We start from the raw sequence: 1,181 nt of genomic DNA, 5'->3' as shown, positions 1-1,181 counted from the left end.
AAAGAGCAATTTCAACGTAACAAACTGCACGTAAACGTGGGCACCATCGGTCACGTTGACCACGGTAAAACCACCCTGACTGCAGCAATCACCACCGTTCTGGCTAAAACCTACGGCGGCCAGGCTCGTGCGTTCGACCAGATCGATAACGCGCCGGAAGAGAAAGCACGTGGTATCACCATCAACACCTCTCACGTTGAGTATGAAACCCCGTCTCGCCACTACGCGCACGTTGACTGCCCGGGCCACGCCGACTATGTGAAAAACATGATCACCGGTGCTGCGCAGATGGACGGCGCTATCCTGGTTGTTGCTGCGACTGACGGCCCGATGCCGCAGACCCGTGAGCACATCCTGCTGGGTCGTCAGGTTGGCGTTCCTTACATCATCGTGTTCCTGAACAAGTGCGACATGGTTGATGACGAAGAACTGCTGGAGCTGGTTGAGATGGAAGTCCGTGACCTGCTGTCACAGTACGACTTCCCGGGCGACGACACCCCGATCGTTCGCGGTTCTGCGCTGAAAGCGCTGGAAGGCGACGCTGAGTGGGAAGCGAAAATCGTTGAGCTGGCTGGCCACCTGGACACCTACATCCCGGATCCGGTTCGCGCAATCGACCTGCCGTTCCTGCTGCCGATCGAAGACGTATTCTCAATCTCTGGCCGTGGTACCGTTGTTACCGGTCGTGTTGAGCGCGGCATCGTGAAAGTGGGCGACGAAGTTGAAATCGTGGGCATCAAAGACACCGCGAAATCAACCTGTACCGGCGTTGAAATGTTCCGCAAACTGCTGGATCAGGGTCAGGCTGGTGAGAACGTGGGCGTTCTGCTGCGTGGTATCAAGCGTGAAGAGATCGAGCGTGGCCAGGTTCTGGCTAAGCCGGGCTCAATCAAGCCGCACACCACCTTCGTATCAGAAGTTTACGTGCTGTCCAAAGAAGAAGGCGGTCGTCACACTCCGTTCTTCAAAGGCTACCGTCCGCAGTTCTACTTCCGTACGACTGACGTGACTGGCAACATCGAACTGCCGGAAGGCGTTGAGATGGTAATGCCGGGCGACAACATCAAAATGACCGTGACTCTGATCCATCCGATCGCGATGGACCAGGGTCTGCGCTTCGCAATCCGCGAAGGCGGCCGTACCGTTGGCGCGGGCGTTGTTGCTGAAGTTATCGCTTAATT

The 1,181-nt window shown here is 56.6% G+C and carries 1 protein-coding gene; it reads left to right on the top strand.

Annotated elements, in window-relative coordinates:
• A partial coding sequence (gene tuf, locus Q9R34_RS21630; RefSeq protein WP_048786484.1) for an elongation factor Tu occupies nt 1-1,179 on the top strand: 1,179 nt, incomplete at its 5' end.
• Nucleotides 1,180-1,181 lie beyond the last annotated feature (2 nt).

Source organism: Enterobacter sp. BRE11 (assembly GCF_031844285.1).
Classification (GTDB): Bacteria; Pseudomonadota; Gammaproteobacteria; order Enterobacterales; family Enterobacteriaceae; genus Pantoea.
Note: the sequence above shows the minus strand (reverse complement) of the source record. Positions and strands in the feature narration are given on the sequence as shown.